The sequence below is a fragment of the Streptomyces sp. Pv4-95 genome, from assembly GCF_045782725.1.
In the GTDB taxonomy this organism is placed as follows: Bacteria; Actinomycetota; Actinomycetes; order Streptomycetales; family Streptomycetaceae; genus Streptomyces.
This window is the reverse complement of the sequence record NZ_CP127172.1, coordinates 8,406,646-8,427,230: the sequence shown is the minus strand read 5'-3', so window position 1 is coordinate 8,427,230 and position 20,585 is coordinate 8,406,646. Positions and strand designations below refer to the sequence as shown.

General features: G+C 67.8%; 23 protein-coding genes and 1 pseudogene. 13 read left to right on the top strand and 11 right to left on the bottom strand.

The annotated features are described in order from the left end of the window. Positions 1 to 344: 344 nt before the first annotated feature. Both QOM21_RS37090 and QOM21_RS37085 read right to left on the bottom strand, forming a co-directional pair. Positions 345 to 1,097, bottom strand: a complete 753-nt coding sequence (locus tag QOM21_RS37090) for a hypothetical protein (RefSeq protein ID WP_407555491.1) — start codon at positions 1,095 to 1,097, stop codon at positions 345 to 347. Positions 1,098 to 1,543: 446 nt separating this feature from the next. After that, the gene (locus QOM21_RS37085; RefSeq protein WP_407556020.1) at positions 1,544 to 2,725 is read right to left on the bottom strand and encodes a S1 family peptidase; all 1,182 of its coding nucleotides are present in this window, start codon (positions 2,723 to 2,725) and stop codon (positions 1,544 to 1,546) included. A 776-nt stretch (positions 2,726 to 3,501) separates the two neighbouring features. Here QOM21_RS37085 and QOM21_RS37080 point away from each other — a divergent pair. From QOM21_RS37080 to QOM21_RS37070, 3 genes are all read left to right on the top strand, one after another. Continuing rightward, positions 3,502 to 3,666, top strand: coding sequence for a hypothetical protein (locus tag QOM21_RS37080; protein WP_407555490.1), 165 nt, complete (start codon positions 3,502 to 3,504; stop codon positions 3,664 to 3,666). 5 nt (positions 3,667 to 3,671) lie between these two features. Further along, positions 3,672 to 3,866 carry a hypothetical protein gene (locus QOM21_RS37075; RefSeq protein ID WP_407555489.1) on the top strand — a complete coding sequence of 65 codons (195 nt, stop codon included), beginning with the start codon at positions 3,672 to 3,674 and terminating at the stop codon, positions 3,864 to 3,866. Positions 3,867 to 4,031: 165 nt separating this feature from the next. After that, the gene (locus QOM21_RS37070; protein WP_407555488.1) at positions 4,032 to 4,799 is read left to right on the top strand and encodes an alpha/beta fold hydrolase; all 768 of its coding nucleotides are present in this window, start codon (positions 4,032 to 4,034) and stop codon (positions 4,797 to 4,799) included. Positions 4,800 to 5,852: 1,053 nt separating this feature from the next. Here the strand turns inward: QOM21_RS37070 and QOM21_RS37065 are convergent. Next, positions 5,853 to 7,334, bottom strand: coding sequence for an MFS transporter (locus tag QOM21_RS37065; protein WP_407555487.1), 1,482 nt, complete (start codon positions 7,332 to 7,334; stop codon positions 5,853 to 5,855). A 611-nt stretch (positions 7,335 to 7,945) separates the two neighbouring features. On the opposite strand from QOM21_RS37065, the gene QOM21_RS37060 reads away from it, so the two are divergent. The 3 genes and pseudogenes from QOM21_RS37060 (at position 7,946) to QOM21_RS37050 (ending at position 10,147) form a co-directional block, all read left to right on the top strand. Beyond that, positions 7,946 to 8,197: a hypothetical protein gene (locus tag QOM21_RS37060; protein WP_407555486.1), complete on the top strand. Its 252-nt coding sequence runs from the start codon at positions 7,946 to 7,948 to the stop codon at positions 8,195 to 8,197. Continuing rightward, positions 8,170 to 8,461: pseudogene (locus QOM21_RS37055) on the top strand (hypothetical protein); the annotation flags it as partial. The gene QOM21_RS37060 and the pseudogene QOM21_RS37055, both read left to right, overlap by 28 nt. 477 nt (positions 8,462 to 8,938) lie before the next feature. Further along, the gene (locus QOM21_RS37050; protein WP_407556018.1) at positions 8,939 to 10,147 is read left to right on the top strand and encodes a PP2C family protein-serine/threonine phosphatase; all 1,209 of its coding nucleotides are present in this window, start codon (positions 8,939 to 8,941) and stop codon (positions 10,145 to 10,147) included. Between the two features lie 1,542 nt (positions 10,148 to 11,689). Here QOM21_RS37050 and QOM21_RS37045 read toward each other — a convergent pair. From QOM21_RS37045 to QOM21_RS37035, 3 genes are read right to left on the bottom strand one after another with little or no spacing between them, the layout of a single operon-like run. Beyond that, positions 11,690 to 12,085: a hypothetical protein gene (locus tag QOM21_RS37045; protein WP_407555485.1), complete on the bottom strand. Its 396-nt coding sequence runs from the start codon at positions 12,083 to 12,085 to the stop codon at positions 11,690 to 11,692. Continuing rightward, positions 12,082 to 12,738 (bottom strand): hypothetical protein, encoded by a 657-nt coding sequence (locus tag QOM21_RS37040; RefSeq protein ID WP_407555484.1) that lies wholly within the window; start codon positions 12,736 to 12,738, stop codon positions 12,082 to 12,084. Before QOM21_RS37040 ends, QOM21_RS37045 begins: the two co-directional genes overlap by 4 nt. Beyond that, a complete protein-coding gene (locus tag QOM21_RS37035) occupies positions 12,729 to 13,265 on the bottom strand; it encodes an RNA polymerase sigma factor (RefSeq protein WP_407555483.1) in 537 nt (178 codons plus the stop codon). Before QOM21_RS37035 ends, QOM21_RS37040 begins: the two co-directional genes overlap by 10 nt. 304 nt (positions 13,266 to 13,569) lie before the next feature. Between QOM21_RS37035 and QOM21_RS37030 the strand changes: the two genes are divergently transcribed. The 5 genes from QOM21_RS37030 to QOM21_RS37010 all read left to right on the top strand — a co-directional run bounded on the left by QOM21_RS37030 (position 13,570) and on the right by QOM21_RS37010 (position 16,171). Continuing rightward, positions 13,570 to 14,046 carry an Asp23/Gls24 family envelope stress response protein gene (locus QOM21_RS37030; protein WP_407555482.1) on the top strand — a complete coding sequence of 159 codons (477 nt, stop codon included), beginning with the start codon at positions 13,570 to 13,572 and terminating at the stop codon, positions 14,044 to 14,046. Positions 14,047 to 14,121: 75 nt separating this feature from the next. Further along, positions 14,122 to 14,421 (top strand): hypothetical protein, encoded by a 300-nt coding sequence (locus QOM21_RS37025; protein ID WP_407556033.1) that lies wholly within the window; start codon positions 14,122 to 14,124, stop codon positions 14,419 to 14,421. A gap of 95 nt (positions 14,422 to 14,516) precedes the next feature. After that, complete coding sequence (locus QOM21_RS37020; RefSeq protein WP_407555481.1) at positions 14,517 to 14,834, top strand: hypothetical protein; 318 nt, start codon at positions 14,517 to 14,519, stop codon at positions 14,832 to 14,834. A 31-nt stretch (positions 14,835 to 14,865) separates the two neighbouring features. Continuing rightward, on the top strand, positions 14,866 to 15,534 hold the full coding sequence (locus QOM21_RS37015) for a DUF6286 domain-containing protein (RefSeq protein ID WP_407555480.1): 669 nt from the start codon (positions 14,866 to 14,868) through the stop codon (positions 15,532 to 15,534). Between the two features lie 43 nt (positions 15,535 to 15,577). Further along, positions 15,578 to 16,171, top strand: coding sequence for an alkaline shock response membrane anchor protein AmaP (locus QOM21_RS37010; RefSeq protein ID WP_407555479.1), 594 nt, complete (start codon positions 15,578 to 15,580; stop codon positions 16,169 to 16,171). A gap of 386 nt (positions 16,172 to 16,557) precedes the next feature. On the opposite strand, the gene QOM21_RS37005 is transcribed toward QOM21_RS37010, so the two are convergent. The 4 genes from QOM21_RS37005 to QOM21_RS36990 form a co-directional block, all read right to left on the bottom strand. Beyond that, entirely contained in the window at positions 16,558 to 16,752 is a 195-nt protein-coding gene (locus QOM21_RS37005) for a hypothetical protein (RefSeq protein WP_407555478.1), read from the bottom strand. 299 nt (positions 16,753 to 17,051) lie between these two features. Continuing rightward, the gene (locus QOM21_RS37000; protein WP_407555477.1) at positions 17,052 to 17,660 is read right to left on the bottom strand and encodes a GNAT family N-acetyltransferase; all 609 of its coding nucleotides are present in this window, start codon (positions 17,658 to 17,660) and stop codon (positions 17,052 to 17,054) included. 61 nt (positions 17,661 to 17,721) lie between these two features. Beyond that, entirely contained in the window at positions 17,722 to 18,012 is a 291-nt protein-coding gene (locus tag QOM21_RS36995; RefSeq protein WP_407555476.1) for a cupin domain-containing protein, read from the bottom strand. Positions 18,013 to 18,057: 45 nt separating this feature from the next. Further along, a complete protein-coding gene (locus QOM21_RS36990; protein WP_407555475.1) occupies positions 18,058 to 18,561 on the bottom strand; it encodes a LysR substrate-binding domain-containing protein in 504 nt (167 codons plus the stop codon). An 80-nt stretch (positions 18,562 to 18,641) separates the two neighbouring features. Here QOM21_RS36990 and QOM21_RS36985 point away from each other — a divergent pair, with 80 nt between their 5' ends. After that, positions 18,642 to 19,211 carry a hypothetical protein gene (locus QOM21_RS36985; protein ID WP_407555474.1) on the top strand — a complete coding sequence of 190 codons (570 nt, stop codon included), beginning with the start codon at positions 18,642 to 18,644 and terminating at the stop codon, positions 19,209 to 19,211. A 290-nt stretch (positions 19,212 to 19,501) separates the two neighbouring features. Here the strand turns inward: QOM21_RS36985 and QOM21_RS36980 are convergent, their stop codons facing one another. After that, on the bottom strand, positions 19,502 to 19,648 hold the full coding sequence (locus QOM21_RS36980) for a DUF5946 family protein (protein WP_407556016.1): 147 nt from the start codon (positions 19,646 to 19,648) through the stop codon (positions 19,502 to 19,504). 116 nt (positions 19,649 to 19,764) lie between these two features. On the opposite strand from QOM21_RS36980, the gene QOM21_RS36975 reads away from it, so the two are divergent. Beyond that, a protein-coding gene (locus QOM21_RS36975) for an IS5 family transposase (protein WP_407555473.1) occupies positions 19,765 to 20,582 on the top strand; the annotation gives its coding sequence in 2 pieces (ribosomal slippage) (positions 19,765 to 20,113 and positions 20,113 to 20,582; 819 coding nt in all). Positions 20,583 to 20,585 lie beyond the last annotated feature (3 nt).

Below are 20,585 nucleotides of genomic sequence, written 5' to 3'. Positions count from 1 at the left end.
CCGGTTGGACCGCAGGGCCGCGAACAGCTCGTTCCACCGTTCGTCCGCATCTGCCGTGGTCGGCGCCTCGGGACCTTGGGGTTGTAGCGCAGCCGCCCCTCGCCGCCGGAGGGATCCAGCGGGTTGCGATGAGCATGCGGGCGCCGCCTCGCGCTCCGGACCAACGGCACCTGGTTGACCAGCAGGCCACGGCTGAACACACCTTGACCTCCCCGCTCCTACCGCAGACGCCGCTGCGACGAGCGGGCGCGGCTTCGTTGGGGCGCGGGCAACAAAAGGGGGCGACATCCTGGCCACGGAGCGCTCCCGCACCGAACGGGCTGCTGTCTTGAGCAGCAGCTCGGTCAGGGAGCTTTCGGCGGCTTCCCGGAAGCTGAGTACCGTTCCCATGAGATTCCGTAGATGCCGGCAGTGCACTTCGCGGGCAGCAGGTGAACGCTGTGCGACGCGTCCAAGGAGAGCCGCCGGACGTCCTCTCGCGCCGCTTCCGAGCTGGGCCGGTAATAGCCGTACACGGCCGAGGGAACGTGCCTGGCATGGAAGAACATGTGCAGGAGGTACTGCCGTACCGGAATGGGCAGAGTGCGCTCGTGATGGTTCGAGGGCTTCCACCGCGGGCCGACGTCGAGTGTGTACTCGACGATTGCGGTGTCACCGCGACTGAGGGCGCGTCCGAATCCGATGTCGAAGACCGCGGATCTCACTTCCTGGCGGAAGTGAAGAGCTTCCAGACGCCCGCACTGAACGGTCACCTGTACTGACGGGGTCTCGGGATCGTCCAGGTTGTGGTGGGCGGTCAGATGCCGTACGCCGTTTCGCGTGGCGCGTACGACGTGGCTGACGGTGTACCGCGCGATGCATCCGTACTCGTCGATGTGCAGCTTCTCCTGGACCGACAGGGTGACCAGGTCTTCATTGAACCGGTAGGCATCAGGACCGAGAGCCCTTTCCAGTGGAGCGCCAGGAGTAACAACACGTGACAAGGCCTCGGATATCTCCCTCCCGTTGGCCACGGCCCTGCCTCGCGGGCGGCGGTGACTCAGCAGGCTCTGCAGCGCTCCTCGCGGCATGTCGAGAATGACCTCCACTTCCGCCACTGCTCGGAGCGACTCCTGCCGCTCGGGCTGGCTCCGTCCTCGCTGCCAATGGCTCAGCGTCACCGGGCTGACCGAGACGCCACGTCGGGCGAGGTGATGGTGCAGGCGCTGCAGTGACAGTCCACGGACTTTGAGTGCCTGGTGGAACGCCGCACCGAACGTGGCCCCGCCCGCCGTGCCGTGATCCGACGTGCCGCGCCCTGCCGTCTCCTCCGTCCCGTCGGGGTCTGCTTCCGGCCTTTGACCTGGCTGGTTCATGGTTACTCCCGATCGGCGGTGCAAGAGGCATCCGGCGGTGCGAAAGGAGTCCGGTGGGACTGCCGTACTTGTCAGAACGGCAGTCCCACCGTGGTGGATCACCGGCCGGATGCTACCGGGTCGCTTCTCCACCGTCTCGGCGCGACTGCGTGGGGTGGTGATCGCGCCGAGAAGTGTGATCGTGTTGGTCAGGCTGTGTTGAGGCGCAGCCCGTAGTACTTCAGCGCGTCGTCCAGGGGCTGGAAGTAGGAGGTGCCCCGACCGTAGACGCCGTTGCACGAGTTGTCGGTACGGCCACCGGAAGTCATGCCCTGGCCCTGGTTGCCGGAGACCCAGGCACCGCCGCTGTCCCCGCCGAGGTCACAGGTGTTGCTCAGACCCAGGTGGGTCACGAGGGTGTCCGGCTGGCCCGGGTCGCTGTAGGTGACCGAGTAGTTGTAGGACTTGATGGAGCCGCAGGTCCAGTACGAGGTGGCACCGGACTTGCAGACGTCCGAGCCGACCGCGGCCCGCTGACTGCCCTTGACGGCAATGTTGCTGCCGTTGTTCCAGGTGCCGATCTGGGCGGCGATGGTGGTGTCGGAGTCGACCGAGGCAAGCCCCATGTCGACGCTGTCCCGGCCATGCTTGAAGCGGGACGAGGTGCCCTTGGCGAAGTGACTGCCGTCGTAGTAGAGATCCGGCAGGTTCTCGACGCAGTGGCCTGCCGTGACCAGCACCTGGTCGCCCGAGGAGTTGCGGGCGCCGAAGCCGACTGAGCAGTAGTGGTTGTCGTAGTCCATCCGGCTGCCGGGGTAGATCGTGCCGGCGGTCGTGACAGCCGTGCTGTCGGTGTTCTGCACAGTGACCGCCGAGCCGTAGGGCGCTGCCTTCTCAAGGAACGCCTGGCCGGCGGCCGTCGATCTGTCACGTACCTGGATGACGACCTTGTTCGAGGCTGGGTCCACGCCCCAGCCCTGCACACCGGTGGGCATTCTCTGCCCGGCCGCCTTGTCCAACTCATGCTTGATGCCGTCCAGCTCTCCGGCGGTGTGCCGGGCTATTCGCGCCTTGAGCCCGGCGCCCTCGACGTGCCGGGCCGCGCGCGCATCGGCGACGTTCACCGTGAGCTTGCCCTTGCTGTCGAAGAAGGCTCCGCGCGGGTCGACACCCGAGGACCGCACCTTCCGCAGTGTCTTCTGCTGGGCGGCCTGCGAGTCCAGCCGCCGTACCGCGGCCGCATCGCTGATACCGAGAGAATCGGCGAGGGCCTGCACCATCTGCTGCTGGTAATGCCCGCCGGGGGTGGAAGGATCCACCGTAGGGGCACCGTGCGCCGGGATGACGCCTCCAGCCAGCACGAGAGCCGCCGTTGCGGCGCCCGAGGCCATGATCGCGCGTAGACGAAGCACCTTGTCTCCATTCCGGACAGCCGCAAAGAGCGGCATGTGGGGGAATCGCGGATTGCGGCTGGGAAACCTCGCCGCATCCGAAAGGGATACTCCCCAGCGGACACGTCCACGACAAGGTCAATGAACACAGCAATGATTAACAGAACCGCGATTAACTGTTTCGGTCGTTAGGTCCACAGCAGACAGCTCACACCGACCGAACACTTCTAAATGGCGCTTAAGGATTAACCTGCCCAACTAATTGTTGCCGGGGTGGTGGCTGCCGCGACGGACCGGTCGACCTGGGCAGGGACGAGCGGTTGCAGCACGCCGTACTGGTATTGCCCGACCTTGATCCGGCTGGTGCAGCCCGTTCCGTTTGGCCCAGGCAAAGAGCCAACTCAGAGCGACGAGTTGATCGTGGCGCTGGTGGCCGTGCAGCGTCTTGATGTAGGCGAGCACATCGGCGCGGGCCACTTCTCGCAGGTGGTCGTAGCTGTGTCCGACCACTCCAGCAGTGCCGGTCGGACCCGGTTGAGGTAGAGCCAGACCTTGCCCTGCTGGCGGGGAAGACTGCCGGGGGGCCGCCGTCGCGCGGAACCCGGGTCCAGCGCTCGGCCTCCGCGCCGATGCCGGGCGCGAGACCTTTTCCAGACGCTCGGCAAGCCAGCCCTCGAAGGAGGGCTCACTGCCGTCCAGGAAGATCCCCATCTCCTCAAGGACCGTGACGGTACGCCCGACCGGCAGGTCGCGGGCCCGGAGCGAGGTGAAGATCTGTGCCGGATGACATCGCCCTCGACGTACCCGGTGAGGACGAGAGCCAGGCCGCGGTTGACGACGAAGCGGATGTGGCGGGTTCGCCAGCGCTCGCAGCCGGACTGCGTGCCGACGTGGAGGGCGAGGATGACCACGGGGAGGGTGAGGCGTTGGGCCGTCCATGAGTGACATGGACGATCGACTTCTGGCTCTGGTGGACGGTGTGGTCGATGCCGAAGAGACGCGTCTGCCGCTCCTGACACTGCGGGAGGCCCAGGCCGCTGTGGAGTTGCTGCGGCGGTTGGCCGCGCACGAGGGAGACGGGGCCTACGCGGCCCGGCACCTGGCCGGGAACCTGGCACGCCGACTGCCGGCAGAGAACTGATCGGACACCGGCCGTCGCTTGGACATCGCCGTGGCTGATAACGAGGCGCCCAAGGATACGGCCGCGGACGGGTTGTACACCGGTAGTCCATCCCCCCTGGCACCCGGCCAAGCCGGCTGGCGGCTACTCTCGTCCCTCTATCGATCTGCTTGCAGGGGGCCGGCTGTGCGTAATGCCGTCGTGACGACCGAGGGTGACCAGATCCGCTGGGTCGAGCTGCCGGGACAGGAACCTTCCCGCGTCTATGTACACGGTCTCGGCGCGTCGTCGCCTGCCTACTTCGCTGAGATAGCGGTCCACCCGCTGCTGGCCGGCCACCGTTCACTGCTGATCGACCTGCTCGGTCACGGCATCAGCGACCGCCCAACGGACTTCGACTACACCCTGGAAGCCCACGCCGATGCACTCGCCGAGGCACTGACCTCTGCAGGGGTCACCGGTGCAGAGCTGATCGCGCACAGCATGGGCGGCTCGGTCGCCATCGTCCTGGCCGCCCGGCACCCGCACCTGGTCTCCCGCCTGGTGCTGGTCGACGCCAACCTCGACCCGATCCCGCGCACGCCAGGCTCCGATGGCAGCAGCGGCATCGCCGCCTACTCCGAGCAGGAGTTCCTGGCCGGCGGGTGGGAAGAGGTCCGTGACCGGGTCGGCCCCCACTGGTGGTCCACCATGCGCCTGGCCGGCCGTGAGGCCCTGCATCGCAGCGCGGTCAATCTCACCCGCGGCACCGCCCCCACCATGCGCGAACTCCTGCTGGACCTGAAGATCCCCCGCACCTACCTGCTGCCCGAGAACGACGCCCCACTCCCCGGCGCAGACACGCTCGTCGAGGCAGGAGCAGACGTGATCTCGATCTCGAACTGCGGACACAACATCATGCTGGACAACCCGGACGACTTCGCCCACGCCACCGCGACTGCCCTGGCCAGATAGCGGACGGCATGGGCCGAAGCGCGCGCGTGGCCGCAAAGATTCTGCGCGCGCCGTGAGCAAGACCTGTGCGGCCTCGTCCCTCCTGCCCTCACCGGTATCTCCCGCGCATCGCGGCGGTTTGATCGCGGAGTTGGCCGAGGCGTGGGCGCGCCCCTCTTTCACAGTGCTGCGGGCGCCCTTCGCATCCCCACGGCTGCGGGCAGGCGGTCTCGCGCCGATCGGATCGCGTCACGGATCGTCAGCTAAAAATGATCTCTCGATGCGGCGAAGCTTGGCAGCACGGACCGATCCGCCCAGCGTGGTGAGGCAGCGGGTGCCCACGGCCCCTGGTTGCGCGCCCGGGGCTCGGCGCAGGGACTCGAGACAAGGGAGCCTCACGCCTACTCGCCGTCCTCGTGCACCTCGAAGCTGACTTCGCGTGTCTCGTCCACAGCCACGCCGGGCCGTGGAAGCCGTCCTGGCGCTGCCCGAGGACGCCTACCCTCGTTGCCTCACGCTGACGTGCGGGCCCCCCCCCGGGGCGGTGCGAGCACGTCGTCTGCTGCCCGGATTCGTCAGCTTCTTCTTGCAGAGCGGCCATGCGGGCCTTGTATTCGACCTGGGGGATCTGCCCGAGAACCGCGAGGCGTTCCAGTTCCGAGGCCTCCGTCTGATGGGAGATTTTTCGACTCTGCTTGGCTTGTTCTCTCCCGTACTCAACGGCTTTAGTGCGCTTCCTGGAAGGATTGCGCTGCACCTGCTCGGCGATCGCCCGTCCGGTTTCCTCGAAGTAACTGTCGTGCCTGCCCGACCACATTCGGCACCTCGTTCTCGATTGGAAGTCATCGGAAAGTCGGATCCCAGGATATCCTGGGATCCGACTTTCCGGGGTTGATCAATCGTCAGGTCTTGAAGTTCTCGTAGTTGATGTGCACTTGATCGCCGACGTGCCGGCGCTGTCACACCCCTCTGGGTGTGCTTGCCGCACCCAGCCCGGTGTGAGGAAGTTGGCCCACATGTCGTGCTGCACGTGCAGGGTCCCGGCCAACGTCACGGCCGGGACCTGGGGGTGGCTCAGTCGGCCTGACTGTCGGCCTGCTTGGGCAGGCAGAACATCAGGGCCCACATCAGGGCGAGGAGCCCCCCGACCCACCACAGCACGGTAACGAACGCGTCGCGGTTGACCGCGCCGTCGGGAGAGCCGCCGGTGATGGCGAAGAACACCACGGCGGTGAGCGCGGTGCCCAGCGCGATGCCCAGGTGAATGGCGGTGTTGAACAAGCCCGCGGCCGATCCTGCGTCCTCGTGCGGGACCCTGGCCAGCGACAAATCGGTGAGCGGGCCGGAGACCATGCCCAGGCCGAAGCCGATCAACACCACCGGAGCGGTCATCGCCAGCAGGGTCAGGTCGGCCTGGTGGCTACCGATCTGGAGCCCGTAGGCGACCATCGCAGCGGTCGCGATGAGGGATCCGGCCTGCGGCAGACGGCGGGCGAAGAGTCCGGCGGACTTCGCCGCGACCGTCGCGCCGCCCAGCTCTCCCACGGAGAGCAGCACGAAGGCCACGGCCGCCTCAAGCGGGCTCATCCCCAGTCCGCGTTGCAGGTACAGCGTCCAGGTCATGAAGAACAGGCCACACAGCAGGCCGTGCAGCAGATCCGCGGCCATGCCCCCGGAGAACTGCCTGACCCGGAAGAGGGACAGGGCCACCAGCGGGGCCTTGCCCTGCCTGCGCCGCTGGTGGCACAGGAAGACACCAAGGACCAGGAAGCCGGTGGCGATCATGACGAAGCACCACAGCGGCCATCCGTGGGCGTGGCCCTCGGTGAGCGGGAAGAGGATCAGGACGATGGCCAGGCCGGACAGCAGCATGCCGACCAGGTCGAGCCGGTCGGCCTTGCGGACAGTCGACTCGGGGATGAATTTACGTCCGAGGAGGAGTACGGCCAGCCCGACGGGCACATTGACCAGGAAGATCGGCCGCCAAGATTGCCCGAACAGGTCGGCCTGGGTGAGCACGCCGCCCAGGACCGGGCCCAGGACGTTGGCGATGGCCAGGACGGCCCCGTACAGGCCAAACGCCTTGCTGCGGTTCTGGCCTTCGAAGGTGACGTGCATGGTCGCCAGGACCTGCGGGATCATCACGGCCACGCCGACGCCTTGGAGCAGGCGGGCGCCGATCAGCACGCCCGGGCTGGTGGCCAGTCCGCACAGCAGCGAGGCGGCGGTGAACACGACGGTGCCGATGAGCAGGATCCTGCGGCGGCCGTAGATGTCACCGAGCCGTCCACCGGTGATCAGACCGACGGCGACAGGGAGGGAATAGGCGGTGGTCAGCCACTGCACCGCGACCGGTCCGGCGCCGGTCGACTCCTGGATGGCGGGCAGGGCGGTCAGGACTACCGACTGGTCGAGCATGTTCATCAGCTCGGCGGTCAGCAGCACCAGGAGGGCGATCCAGGCCCCCATGGCCATCTTCGACGGTCCAGATGATGGGTGGGTCGGGGGCTGGGTGGTGGTGTGCTCTGGCTCGTTGCCGAGCGCGGAGGAAGACAAAACGGGAGCTCCTGATCCAACGGAACCGGGGAGCCCTGCCGACAGCCGCACCAGGGCCGGACAACGCGAAACCCGGGGCAGACGGCAGAGCTGCACCCGGGAAGAAAAATGCGGGGATGGGTGACGCAACTCAGGCCAGCGCGACGTCCGCCCCCGGACACGTGCGACACAACAGCACGCGGGGAACACGGACGACTACATGGCCTGGTTAATAAGACGTCACCCCAAGATCGACACAGAAGGAACAGGAAGTCCGGTCACTGCCACCGAAACCTTGGCGCAGGAATTCGAACACACTACAACACCCCCACGCCACGCCGCACAGCAGAACGGACCCGCCCCTGCTCGGCCGCAACGCTCAGCCTCCACTGTCAGATCCTTTGTCCAGCATGGCAAGCTGCGCGAAGCGGGGAGTCGTCGCAGCTCAGAGCCTTGAGGTACTGACCGAGTGTCAGTGGTCCGTGGCGGACTCGAAACCATGATGCCCCGGTCGAGATGCACACCGCTCCCGAACGAACAGGGGGAGCACATCGAGCCCCGCCTCCCGCCGACCGAGAGCCGTACGGGACGAGCGGTCGGGGGCCTCGACGTGACCGCGGGCGGGCGTTGAGATGGCCGATTTCAAAGATGAACCATCTCCGAGGCTCATCGGGCGTCTCGCAGGTGCCTCGGCCTCGTTCGACCGGACGGCGTTCGAGCAGAACGCGGGCACCGGTATCGGTGACCTGGAACTGCAGGCCCGTATCGACGGGATCGCCCGTGCCCTCGCGGCGACGATGCCGACGTCCCCCGAGGAAGCCGGCCGGGTGATCCGTGGTGACCCCCGCTGTCGAGGCAGCGGGCGGTGCTGGACGAGCTGCTGATGGTGCCGGCCGGGCTCGGAGCTGGACCGGCTGCGGCGCGGGCCGGTGCGGGGGTCGGGCCCGCAGATGAAGACCGCGCTGGAGCGGGCCCAGGAGATCGCCAGGCTGGGCATGGGCGAGGTCGACGTTTCCGGGGTGCCGCCGCGCCGGCTGGCGAAGATGTCCAGGTACGGCGTGGACGGGAAGGCGTCGCTGCTGCGCCGGCACACGGACGCGCGGCGCCTGGCGACGCTGATGGCCACCGCGGTGCACCTGACCACCCGGGGGCGAGCGGCTGGAGTTGTACCGGTCGGTGTCCGGGCCCTGCCCGGGAATCGCTGGCATGGCGTCAGGCAATATCTGACCAGCATTCGCCGTACGGCATTCCCTGACATCACACCGTCGCTGGATCCCATTCCCACAAACGGGAACAGTGGCGCGAGATCAGTCCTGCCGCGTAACACCCCCGCCTGTCCCGACCGGGTGCGACATGCCACTTTTGGCGTAATGAGCTCTTTAGCAAGTTGGCTGCGCCACTCTGTGCGGGTTTATCGCGGTCGGTCAGGAGCCCTGTCTACAGATCGCGAAAGTGGGTCATCAAGCGGATCTGCAGGTGAGCCAGGTCTGTCCCAAGCCCCCGAGGCCGAGGCCAGCCGCCTGGTGAGCGGCTCCATGGAGAGAGCCGGTCAGCGGGCGAAACCGGCTCTGCTGTGGTGAAAGGGAGCGGCTGTGGCGGACGGTGGTCGACGGCCTGACAAGGCCATGGTGGATCGGTCGGAAGGGTTCGGTGAGCGGCTGCTGGGGGTGCTGCTGGATCGGGCGCACGAGATGCCGCCGCAGCTGATTGCCCCGCTGATCGCGGAAGAGGTGGCCAGAGTCGGTGGCCACGACGTCTCGATCCTCCTGCAGGACTACGGCCAACGGGTGCTGGTGCCGCTGCCGGGTAGGCGGTTGACCGTCGGCGAGCCCGAGCCGATCGGTGACTCCCACGCCGGCACGGCTTTCCTGCACGCGACCCCTGTGGAGGTGCCGCAGGCCGACGGCGTCCGGATGTACCTGCCGTTGCTGGACGGCAGCGACCAGGTGGGGGTGATGGTGCTCACCCTGGACACCGCCGATGACGACGACCGGCGGCTGCTCCGCAGACTCGCCGGTCTGGTCGCCGACATGCTGGTCACCAAACACAGCTACACCGACCGGTTCTTCCTGGCCCGGCGCCGCGAACCGATGAGCCTGGCCGCGGAGATCCAGTGGTCCCTGCTGCCGCCAGTGGCCATGTCCACCCCGCAGGTCGCGGTGGCCGGAATCCTCGAACCCGCCTACAGCGTCGCCGGAGACAGCTTCGACTACGCCCTCAACGACGACATCCTGCACGTGGCCACGATCGACGCGATGGGCCACGGCCTAACCGCCGCCACCATGGCAACCGTCGCCATCGGCGCCTACCGCCACGCCAGACGCGCCGACATCGGCCTGTCCGAGATCTACGCGTTCATGGACCGGGCCATCGCCGAGCAGTTCGGGCCCGACCACTTCGTCACCGCGCAGATGATGCGCCTGAACGTCGCAACCGGCCACCTGCAACGGGTCAACGCGGGCCACCCGGCCCCGCTGCTGATCCGCAACTACCAGGTCGTCCGGCAACTGGAGAGTGCGACCACCCTGCCAGTCGGCTTCGGCGGCGTTGAGCCCCAGATCAGCGAGCTGACCCTCCAACGCGGCGACCGGGTGCTGTGCTTCACCGACGGCGTGATCGAGGAGCACGAAGCCGGCGGGGAGCAGTTCGGCGTGGAACAACTCATCGACTGGGTCAACCGCATCGAGCACGCCGAGGAGGGAGTGCGGGCGGTGGTGCGCTCGCTCTCCCACGCCCTGATGGAGGAACGGGGCGGCACGACCAGCGACGACGCGACCCTCTTCCTGATCGAGTGGCGCGGGGGCGTCTCCGACCACCTCGCCACCTTGGACTGAGCCGAGCGCGTCGTTCAGCAAGAGTGCGACGGCCACGATGTCCAACAAAGGATCGTCCAGAGCACGAACGAGGGCCTGGGCGCCGCCGGCGGCGCCCGGCTCGGCCGCCCGCCGGCCACGACCGACGAACAAGTGCGTCACGCCCCCGACCTGCTCGCCCGCCCACGGGTAGCCCGCGGTCTGGCCATGTTCACGAGAACGGGTTCTGGCTCAGGTTGTGCGATCCGTGCACTCTGAGTGACGGCGAAACTCATTGAGTTGGCTCGGGAAGTTGCCTCAAACGAGCAGTGGCAGGATTGACTGGGCCGGCAGTTGGGGGCTGTGAATGAGATCTTGCTCCGGCTGGAGAAGTTGTTATTCCCGTCGATCGCGGACATCGCAGTGCTGTCGGTGGCCGTGAGCATCGCGGATAGTGCATGTTGATGCGCGGTGTACGGCTGCGGGCGCCTGGTGTCCAGGGTGCGGAATTTGGTCCGACCAGATTCATGGTTCCTACCTGCGGTGTCCCGCTGACTCTCCGAGCGCGGAGCGACGTACTCCAGCTGCCGGTCCGCCGGTTCACCTGCCGGAACGCCGAGTGCCCGCGCCGCACGTTCATCGAGCAGATACCCGGCCTGACCCAAAGGCACGGCCAGCGGACCGAGCGGCAGCGCTCGACCCTGGCCGCGATCGGTCTCACCCTCGCCGGTCGGGCCGGCGCCCGCCTGGCCGACTTCGCCGGCGTGCCGGTCGGCCCACCTGGGACATCCCCTACATCGGCACTCTGGGAGACGGTCGGTACTACGTCGAGGGACCAAGCCGGACCAGCCCGCGGATCGCCCTGACGAGCGGGCGACCACCGAAGCCCTTGTCAGCGTTCAACCAGATGCCGGTGCCTGCACGACGCCCGCTCCTCCTGTGTGTCGTACTCGTGTCAGCCGCGGTTTTCTCTTCTCGCGCCGCCTACTGCCTGATGGGCGACATACCTGGGTGTTGGGGCGGGGCCTTCCAAGCCCGGCGAAAGCACGGTGGGTCCGATCACGGAGAACGGCAGGATTCCCTGCCAGCCCAGCAACCGCGTCCCGGCGGTGCCGAAGCCAGTCCGCACGTGCAGACCGGGGATCTCGGTCTCACACCACTGCCGCCCGTCGTACGTCATGCCTCATCATCGCTGCCGCCCGGGATGATGACTGCGTGACACTCCGTTCTCGGCTCCCGTGATCGGGCCCCAGGACGTCCCGGCCGCAGTGCGGGGGCGCGTCGTCCCCTACCCTTCCGAGCCGACGACCACTCAGACGTAGTGGTACGTGCTCGTGGTCGAGGAGAGCACAGCCGGCGTGCCGTCGGCACCGCCTCCGGCGTCTCTATGCCGCGCGGCCGGAGCCGGACGCCAGGTGTACCGGTGAGCCGGGGTTTCTCCACCAGCCCGATGTTGATGTCGATATCGGGCGGCGCCGGACGTCACATCCTGTGCTCGCCTCGTCTACGCCGCAGCCCCCAAGCTGCCCAGTGGCTGGACAGGCCAACGTAGGCACTCTCATTCAGGTGGGTGGGGCCTTTGAACTACAGGTCGGCGCACAGGTGGAGGGGTTCTCGCTCTCTGTGTATCCGGGTCACGGTTACGACGATCGTGACGCTTGCTGTCCTACCGCGGGAGGCCAAGTGTGAGCTAACGGCTGCTTGGACGCCTTCGCGGACGTCGCGTGCGGTGTCGAGGGGGCGACGGTGTTCGTTGAGTACGCAGCGGACTTCGAGGTGCCAGGCGTCGGGTTCGGGCGTGTGGCTGATGTGGATGCCGGCTTCGGGGGAAGGTGCGATCGAGCCGAAGGTCCGCCGGATGTAGCTTGCGGCGCCGGCGAGGGAGTCTCGCAGGCTTGGTTGTAGTTCCTCGACGCCCGGAACCGTCAGTGCGGCACGGGCAGCTGTCTGCTCGATGCCGGCCGTGTCCACGATCGTCATGGTCCGGCTCCGTTCCGTGGGGTGGGCCCGCCGGACGTCACATGCTCAAGTTCGGACACGATTCTCAGATCGACGCTGTGGACGGCGAGGCCGATGTCGTGGGTCGAGGCGTCAGCGACGGCCCGGCGCACCTGTGCGGCTCGGCTGGGCAGGGGCTGGTCGAGGCTGACGGCGAGGGTCATGGTGATGTTCACCTGGGTGCCGGACTCGTCAGGGGCGAGGCGGCAGCTGGCGGCGCGCACGCCGGGGACTCGGTCGGCGGCGCGGCGCAGGATTTTGGCCACGGTGGTTTCTGCGATCCGTAGTTCTTGTGCGGGATCGTCAAGGGGCAGGATCTGGCCGAGTCGCGCCTCCGCGCGTACCGCGCGCACGATCCGGTCGGCGACGGTGCGAGCACTGGGTCGCTCGGCGCGCAGGGTGCGGGTGGTGGCGTCCAGTTCTGCCAGTCCCTCGATCGCCTGCTTGCAGTACGTGCATCGTGGTGTGTGAGTGTCGGGCTGATCCCTGGCGGTGCGTGCCTGCTTCCAGACGTGGCTGACCAGTCGTCCGCAGGGCAGCCGTTCGTCGCCGACAAGCCCTGCCGCATCAGTGTCCCGATGTGGTGCGGGCACCTCTGTGGGCGGGGAGGTGGCACGGGGATCTTCTAGCGCCATGAGGCCATCTCCTTCATGAGCGTGCGGCGTGCGCGAAAGAGCCGGCCGCGCACTGTCTGTTCGCTCTCCCCCACCACCTGCGCGATCTCTTCGTAGGACAGCCCGTGCAGCTCCCGCAGGATCCAGCAGACGCGTTGCCCGGGCCGTAGGTTGCCGAGCGCGTGGGCCAGCGCGGTGGTGGCTGCCGTGCTTTCTGCGGCGCGGGCGGGTTCGCCGCCTGCGTCGTGGGCCGCTGGTTCGGCAACGGTGTCGAGGGAGACGGAAGGGGCGTGCGCGCGGCGGACATTGAGGCATCGGTTGGTGACGATGCGGTACATCCAGGTGCGGAACGTGGCGTCTCCCCGGAATTCGGGAAGCCGTCGCCACGCGCTGATGAAGCCGTCCTGCACAGCTTCCTCGGCGTCCGAGAGGTTGCCGAGCATGTGATAGGCCAGGGCCAGCAGCCTTCCGCTGTGACGGTGGACGAGTACAGCGAAGGCGTCGTCGTCGCCCTCGGCTGCGCGGGCAACCAGGATGCGGTCGCCCACGGCCGCGAGGTCGATCCCCGGCTCGCCGGGAAGCTCCGCCCCGGTCGACGCGGGCGGCTCCGCGCCCCCGAGGGGAGGAGATTCCCTCGTACTCCGCATCTGCTGGTCGCTTCCTACGTGATGCGTCTCGGGGAGCGCTAGGCAGTCCGCCGCCCGGTGCTCCCTGATGGCCCGGCCCGGTCAGACACCACTGACCAGCCTACGTGTCGCAGGCCACACACAAGTGTGACGTTTCCTCCCGGTATGTGTCCAATCTTTCGAGGGCGCTAATCCGGCGCCCGTGCCACTCGCCCCGGAGAACGCCATGACGAACATGACATTCCGCCCGACCTCAGAAGACCGCAGGTCCACCGACCAGACCACGGCGCAGCAAGATCCGAAGCGAGGCACCCCTTCGCCCGAGAGCCGTGGGCGGACCACGATCGCGGAACCCGTCGCAGAGAAGATCGCCGGGATGGCGGCCCGCGAGGTACCGGGCATCCACAACCTCGGCTCCGGCATGGCCCGGGCTATCGGAGGCGTCCGAGAGCGCATGCCCGGCGGACAGCCCAGTGCCGCCCGCGGTGTCAGCGTCGAGGTGGGCGAGCGCCAAGCGGCTGTGGACCTGGACGTGGTCGTCGACTACGGATACCCCATCAGCGAGGTCGGCGCTGAGGTCCGCACCAACGTCATCGCGGCGATGGAGCGCATGACCGGACTGGAGGTCATCGAGGTGAACATCGCCGTCAATGACATCGACATACCAGGGGACGAAGACGACAACGAGCAGCGGGTGGAGTGACCTCTCCCAACCTCTAGCCGGACGTCCCAGCAGGACGCCAGGACAGGGACAGCCACGAAGACAGGTGAATGAACAATGAATGCAACCGTGGTGGGGCTGCTGACCGGACTGACGCTGGGCTTCGCCGGCTATTTCGGCGGCTTCGGGGCTTTCCTCGTGGTCGCGGCGATGGGCCTGGTGGGTCTGATCATCGGCCACCTCGCGCGTGGTGACGTGCACGTCAGCGACTACGTACGCACCCGTGAAGACTACGCACACTCCCGTGAAGGCTATGGGCGCTCCCATGAAGGCTTCGGGCGCCGCGAGACGTTCGACCACCCCCGCAGCGCTTACGAAGCCGGCCCCCGCACCAGGCACGCCGGGCGGGTCCGGTGACAACTCAACTCCCGTCATCTCGCCGGCAAAGCGGTCCGGAAGGTGAGGGCACACCTTCGCCCTCGCTTCCCCCGCCCGCCCGGCGCGGCGCGACGGTGATCCCGGAGACCGTGGTGGCCCGCATCGCGGTTCGGGCGGCACACGAAGCCCTCATTCGGCAAGCCGGCCAGTCCCCCGCACGTCTTGGCCTGGGCCCTGCCCCCTCCACGGCCGCTGTGCACGACGGCTCGGCCCGCCTGACGGTCTACTTGGATCTGCCCTACCCCGTCGACATCGCCCGCACCTGCGGCGAGATGCGGCGCTACATCTCCGACCGGGTGTCCCATCTGACCGGCCTGCGCATCGACGACCTCACGGTCTCCGTTCAGCGGCTCGTCACCGGCGAGAGCCTGCAACGAGGCCGGGCCAATTGACCTGACGGCCCGCGCACACGACAGGAGAATCATGACTTCTCCCACTCCGCACACCTCGCCCGGCCACGACGACGCTGTCCCGCGATCGCAGTCGGCCACCACACATGACCGGCCTGCTGAACCGCCGCAGCAACGCGACCCGGCCCACGACCGCCCGCCCCGCCCTTGGTCAGCACGTCGGATCCCAGCTGCCCTGGCCGGCTCACTGATACTGCTCGCAGCCGCGGCACTGCTATTTGAAGCGATCTGGATACGCACCGGGCACCCGGCCACCGCATGGTGGACAACACTGACAGGCGAACTCGGCACCCGCCCGGTGGATAACATCTGGATCCTCACCGGTGCCACCGTCGCCGCGGCCCTCGGCCTGTGGCTCATCATCCTGGCCCTCACCCCGGGTCTGTGGACCCAACTTCCCTTGCGCGTGCCCACCGACGTCCACGGGCCGATGCGTGTTGCACTCGACCGCAAAGGCGCGGCGCTGCTTCTGCGCGACGCGGCAATACGTGTCCCGGGGGTCAGCACGGCGCGCGTCCGCGTGCGCCGCCGCCGCGTCACCGTCGTTGCCGGCGTGGCCTTTCGTGACATCGCCGACGTGAAGGAAGACCTCACTGACGCCCTCCGCCGTGAAGAACGCGACCAGCTCGGACTGGCACGCCCCCCTCGGCTGAAGGTCCGCGTACGCCGGAGTACGAAGTAACGAGGTCGACCGGGTACGCCGAGACTTTCTGGAGAAAATGATCATGGACCACACCAAGACCAACCGAATTGTGCTTGCCCTGCTCGGACTCGTGCTGCTGGGCGGCGGCCTCCTGGTACTCGCCGGCGGCGCCGATATCTATCACCGCTGGAACCTCACGTCGCCGGCCGGTTGGCCGCTCAACGCTTCGGGCAAGGTCCTGATCCCGCCCGCCGATCAGACCCGGTGGACGGACATGAGCTGGTGGTGGCCGGCCTCCATCGCGGCACTGGCCCTGCTCCTGCTGCTCGCCCTGGCGTGGCTGCTGGCCCAGCGTCGGCGCCACCCCCGCCAACTGACGGTCACAGACTCATCCGAGGAAGCCGTGACCGTCAGCAATCTGGCACTGAGCGACGCTCTCACCACCGACCTCAACCTGCTGCCGGGCATCCGGAGCGCTCACGCGCTCTTCTACGGCCCGCGCACGCACCCACATGCCCGCATCAGCCTCACCCTCCGCACCGGCACCACTCCGGAACAGGTCTTGGCCGGGCTGCACGACGCCGTGGAACAGGCGCGCCGATCCGCCGGCTGGGACAACCTCCCCACACGTGTCGACCTGAGCGTCGCCCGCCACAGCCCGCACCGCGTCGAATGACATTGATGCACTCGAAGGCCCTGGGTTGTCTACCTGCCCGCAACAAACAGGCACCTCCCCAGTCGACGGCCTCAAGGCCACCCAACTTCGAGGGGAGCACCGGGGCCCCGCCGCTGTCGTCTCCACCTATCGAAAGGCGTTGCGTCGACTGTCGGGCGAGGCAACCACCGGTCTCGTCCGCGGTGCGTCGACAGCGCTGGGGACGGCGATCGTCGGCTGGCTCGTGCTCTGGTTCCAGCAGCACTGATCCGATAGGTGCCGGGAGCTGGCTGGGCCACCAGCTCCCGGCGACGCTCACCGAAGGGTCCGGACACTCCATCCGGCCCCTTCGCCATGTCCAGGAAGGGAAGGCGGACGTAGGTTCGTCGCCGGGTCGCGCGCGACTGTCAGAGGCCGGCGAGCCGGTCGAGACGCTCGTAGAGGGCGCGTACCTGTCGGGCACGCATCTCTACGCACCGGACGGTCGTCTGCCGTGGCTCGTCAAGGCGGCGCTCGGCCTCCTCCAGCATGACCTCCGCAGGGACCCGCGGCTCGGCCTCGGGCGGCAGGGCGGTGCAGCGGCGACGGACTTCGGCGGCCACCGCCCGGGCGTGTGTCCCGTGCCGCCGCCCTTCGTTTGCCCGTCGAGCTCGCCCCTGGCCCGCGCGGTCGAGGAGGTCCCCGACGTGCCGGGGTGGGCGCTGGAGCCGAAATGGGATGGCTGGCGACGTCAGCTTCACACCGGCTCGGGCGGGCCTCTGCATGGCTACGGCCCGGGCCAAAGCCCATCACGTGAAGCGGGCAGGGCGGTGTCGGGTGTGCTCATGCGGCGGTCCGGGCGGTCCGGGCGGTCAGCGACCCGGTGGCCCGGCCGCGGTCACTGACCGCTCTCGGGCTCGGGTCAGCGGGCCGGTCGCCACATCGTGGTGACGACGTGCCCGGTGGCGGTAGTGATCTCGTCGCGGGGAATGAAGCCCGCCCTCTGGTAACGGGCGATGTTCGCGGGGTTGGACGATTCCAGGTAGGCGGGGGCACCGAGTGCGTCGATGCGAATGAGGCTCTCGGCCAGCAGGCCCATGCCCAGCCCCTTGCCGCGGTGGTTGCCGTGGACGCCGAGGAGGGTGAGGTAGAAGCACGGCTCGGTGGGGTGGGCGGCTTCCAGTTGAGCGTAGATCGCCAGGATTGCCTTGGCCGCCTCCGTCCCGGCGGCCTGCGTCAGCAGTTCCTCCAGGCCGGCTTCCTCGTGCGGGGTGAGCTCGGTGCCGTTCGGTGGGATCCACACCGCCGCGGCTTCCACGCCCGGCGTCACCAGTGTCCAGGGATAGCGCTGTGCGGAGGTGACGTACAGGCGCCACATGGCGGCCGCCTGCATGGCGCGCCGTGGTTCGTCGGGAAAGGCCGGTCCCCACAGCGGATCCTGGAAGAAGGCGGTCGTCATCGCATCAACGATCGCGTCGATGTCCTTGGGGGTGGCGACCCTGGCGGGGACGGGGAGGTGGACGCTGGGCATCGCCGTACCGTAACCGCACAGACCCGCCCGGCGCTCGACGGATTTCGTCGCCCGGGCGGGGCTACTGCCTCTTCATCTCGATCTCGACGAAGGCCAGCAGCGCGGTGCCGGCGTTGACGACCTCGTGTTCGCCGCCGGCCGGACGGGCGTAGGACTCACCCGCTCGCAGCTGCGAGGAAGTGACCGTGCCATCAGGAGTGATCACGTCGGTTCGACCGTCGGTGACGGGGACGACGACGTAGTCGTGCTCGTGCACGTGGGGGCCGGTGCTCTGTCCGGGCTCGAAGTCCCAGCGGGTGACCCGCACCCCCTCGTCCTCGTGCTGCACGCGCGCGTGGGCCAGGCTTGTCATGGCCGGTCTCCTTGCTGTCGTTGGCGGAACATCCCTGGTGGCAGGCTATCTGTCGAGGTCTCGCCGCACCGGTGCGGGGAGGCCGCCGACTGCGGTCGCGGCACGTCGGGCGAGCAGATCGGTGACCAGGACCAGCGGGGGCCAGGTGAGGGGGCCGTAGCGGGCGACGGCGTGGGCCCGCAGCACCACTTGGGGACTGGGGAGCGGCATCAGGCGGACCTGAGGGAAGGTTGGGGTGCCGGTCGGCAGCAGTCCCACCCCGAGTCCCGCGGTGATCATGCCCTGGACCAGGTCGAGACTGTCGGCCTGGTGCGTGATGCGGGGTGTGAGCCCGGCCATCGAGGCCAGGATGCGGATGACCGTCTCATCGGCCGTGTTGCGGGAGTTGACGATCCAGTCGTGCGCACCGAAGCGGGCAAAGACTTCCAGCGTGTCCGCCGTCTCGGGCACATCGACGTGGGTGGGAATGCCCAGGCCCCGTAGGGCTGTCCAGAGCGCGGTGATGTGGTGATGCCGGTCTGCCGTCCCAACCGGCGCACTGCTGGTCACGACCGGGCAACAAAGATCCATCAAACATGCTGGCTGAGTGCAGACTTTGCATACTGCGTCTGCTTCTACCCGGGGGGATCATGCGCCACATCATCAGAGCATCCGCACTCGCAGCAACCTGCTTTCTGAGTCTTACTGCCTGTTCCGGCAGTGATGACAAGAGCGCTCCGCATCCAAGTTCGCGCGCTGTGCTCGATTTCGGGCAGGGCGCCGACACGGCCGGTGTCGGCGGGAGGGGCACTGCGCAGATCACCCCAGATGCTGTCGTCTACGTCGACAGGGCCGGCGCTGAAACCCCGGAGCAAGGTCTCTTCGCTGTCGTCAGGTTTGAAGCCGGGAATCGGTCCAAGGCCACGGTGACGACGACAGTCGGCAAGGCTGGCTTCCGTTGGAGGACACCTGGTGGGAAGACCGTCAAGGCAGGAAACAGCAAGGGCGCGGGAAGGCTCGCTCCCGTTGGTTTCAGTGAGGATGCTCCAGATGTCCCGCCCAAGACCTACCAGGTCGACTCTGTTGCGTTCGATATCACCATCGCCGAGAAGGGTGGCACACTCATCTACGTCGACGGCGACGGCGTTGCATTCCGCTGGAAGATTCCTTCCAGGGATTCAGGGTCAACTGCTGCAGCGCTGGAGTCCGCCTTGAAGTAGGGCTTCATCACCGATGAGTTTTCTCGGAAAGCGAGGGATTCGGCAGGGGCCCGAGAGGACGACACTGGGCTTGCGTTCGAGCTGGACGAGGTCGTCCTCCGCGCCGACGAGGACCGCTTAGGTCGTCGACTACGCCGAGCCGGCCCTCGGGTTCAGTCTCGGCGATGCGGGCGATGTGGTCGTCGTGGATATCGATGAGCCGTGCCATGAATGGCTCACCGGCATCACCCATGTCACGTTCAGCATCCCAGGCAGCCTGTGGGCTCACTCCTCGACGGGCCCACGGCCGGTCACGTGCCGCGGCTCCACGCGTCGACCGTGGCGGCGGCCCAGGCCCTGACGCGTTCCGTGAACTCTTCGGCAGGGAACGTCCCGTCAACAGCGAGATCTTCGATCGTCACAGAGAAACGGGGTGGCGGCGCGTCCCATTGCGGCAGTGCTGCCTCGCAGGCGGGCGCCCGGCGCTGGCCACACCCCGCAGGCCGGGGCTTAGAGGTCCTGACAGAAGTGGTTGATCATGTGGCTGTCGGGCTGGTTGCTCGTTGTTTCGGGTATGGGGAAGCGGGATGCGCGTCCGTGGGTGGTGTCCGACGAACTGTGGCCGCTGATCGAGCCGTTGCTGCCGGAGCCGGGCCCCAAGAAGGTCGGGGGCAGACCGCGGGTCCCAGACCGGCAGGCACTGTGCGGCATCCTGTTCGTGCTGCACACCGGCATCCAATGGGAGTACCCGCCCCAGGAGTTGGGGTTCGGTTCGAGTGTGACGTGCTGGCGCAGGCTGGCCGCCTGGAACGAGGCCGGCGTGTGGGAACAGCTGCACCTGATGCTGCTGAACCGTCTGCGGTCGGCGGGAAAGCTGGACTGGTCGCGGGCGGTGATCGACGCCTCGCACGTGCGGGCGGCCCGACGGGGCCCAAAAGCGGGCCGAGCCCGGTCGACCGCGCACGGTCGGGCAGCAAGCACCACGTCCTCCCCGCCGGCCAGGGCATCCCGCTCGCGGTGTCGCTGACAGGCGGCAACCGCAACGACGTCACCCAGCTGGTGCCGCTGCTCGACAAAGTTCCGCCGGTGGCAGGCACCATCGGACGGCCACACAGGAGACCGGACTTGCTGTTCGCCGACCGCGGCTACGACCACGACAAGTACCGCCGCCTGGTGCGACAGCGCGGCATCCGTCCAGTGATCGCCCAGGGCGGCCAGCCGCACGGCACCGGCCTGGGCACCTTCCGGTACGTCGTCGAACGCACGATCGCGCGGCTGCATGGCTTCCGACGCCTGCGCATCCGCTGGGAACGACGTGACGACATCCATGAAGCCTTCCTCGGCCTGGCCACCTGCCTGATCACTCACCGACATGTCCAACGCCTTTGTTAGGAC

Bases quoted from the DNA above. Each gene is read 5' to 3' on its own strand.
- QOM21_RS37025 (WP_407556033.1), top strand. From the start codon at position 14,122: ATGAATGCAACCGTGGTGGGGCTGCTGACCGGACTGACGCTGGGCTTC.
- QOM21_RS37010 (WP_407555479.1), top strand. From the start codon at position 15,578: ATGGACCACACCAAGACCAACCGAATTGTGCTTGCCCTGCTCGGACTC.
- QOM21_RS37075 (WP_407555489.1), top strand. From the start codon at position 3,672: ATGGACGATCGACTTCTGGCTCTGGTGGACGGTGTGGTCGATGCCGAA.
- QOM21_RS36985 (WP_407555474.1), top strand. From the start codon at position 18,642: ATGCGCCACATCATCAGAGCATCCGCACTCGCAGCAACCTGCTTTCTG.
- QOM21_RS37000 (WP_407555477.1), bottom strand. From the start codon at position 17,660: ATGCCCAGCGTCCACCTCCCCGTCCCCGCCAGGGTCGCCACCCCCAAG.
- QOM21_RS37015 (WP_407555480.1), top strand. From the start codon at position 14,866: ATGACTTCTCCCACTCCGCACACCTCGCCCGGCCACGACGACGCTGTC.
- QOM21_RS37050 (WP_407556018.1), top strand. From the start codon at position 8,939: ATGGTGGATCGGTCGGAAGGGTTCGGTGAGCGGCTGCTGGGGGTGCTG.
- QOM21_RS37060 (WP_407555486.1), top strand. From the start codon at position 7,946: ATGGCCGATTTCAAAGATGAACCATCTCCGAGGCTCATCGGGCGTCTC.
- QOM21_RS37040 (WP_407555484.1), bottom strand. From the start codon at position 12,738: ATGGCGCTAGAAGATCCCCGTGCCACCTCCCCGCCCACAGAGGTGCCC.
- QOM21_RS37030 (WP_407555482.1), top strand. From the start codon at position 13,570: ATGACGAACATGACATTCCGCCCGACCTCAGAAGACCGCAGGTCCACC.
- QOM21_RS37085 (WP_407556020.1), bottom strand. From the start codon at position 2,725: ATGGCCTCGGGCGCCGCAACGGCGGCTCTCGTGCTGGCTGGAGGCGTC.
- QOM21_RS37045 (WP_407555485.1), bottom strand. From the start codon at position 12,085: ATGACGATCGTGGACACGGCCGGCATCGAGCAGACAGCTGCCCGTGCC.
- QOM21_RS36995 (WP_407555476.1), bottom strand. From the start codon at position 18,012: ATGACAAGCCTGGCCCACGCGCGCGTGCAGCACGAGGACGAGGGGGTG.